Source organism: Aerococcus sp. L_32, assembly GCF_050689315.1.
The window spans coordinates 1-718 of record NZ_JBOEQF010000948.1; the positions used below are offsets into that span (position 1 = coordinate 1).

Genomic DNA, 718 nt, shown 5'->3' on the forward strand with positions numbered 1-718 from the left:
AAATTGCCTTCACATGATTTCGCCACTTTATTCACTCCCTGATTCAACAACTGAATGCCCACTTGTTGCATCCATTTCGACATTAGAAGATGTTGCTTGTGCATCAGTACTTTCAACCTGGCTAGCCTCACTAGATGAAGCTGATGAAGCATCTGACCCGCTAGTTGATTCTGTAGCTGAACTATCCGTTGTCTCACTCCCTGAATCTGTTGATGAGACATCTAGTTCACTAGCTTCACTTTCACTCGCTGCCTTTGATTCTGCAGCCACCGATTCATCATAAGCTTTCTTCTCTTCTTCTGAAGCATAAGGGTTATTCCCATCGTTTAATTCAGCAAAGTAAATGGCTACTTCCATATCAATCAGTCCCGTTTGCCCGTCCAATTGACTGGCTATACCATTATAATAACTCATCCGATCACCAATTGAGCTGATAAACCCTCTCACCACATTCCCGTCTTCCATTTGTAAGGCAATCCGGTCAGTGTTACTTTCATCACCTGTATAAGTCACCCAGGAAATCTTTTGAATGATATCATCTGACAGGCTTGATAGGGCCTTAACCGTTTCTGTTAGCTTGGCCCTTTGACCTTCATTGGCAATATCATAACCTTCAAATAAGGGTAACGCTTTTTCAAGTGATGGCAGTGGTGTGTCGATGATTTCATTATTTTCTAGTAATGGGTAGAAAAAGTCCGCAATCTGGATGTAACCCAAC

Annotated in this window: 1 pseudogene; it reads right to left on the reverse strand. The window is 42.2% G+C overall.

The features are described from left to right. Window positions 1-27: 27 nt before the first annotated feature. A pseudogene (locus tag ACRCJ0_RS17535) lies at window positions 28-718 on the reverse strand (cell division protein FtsQ/DivIB); the annotation flags it as partial.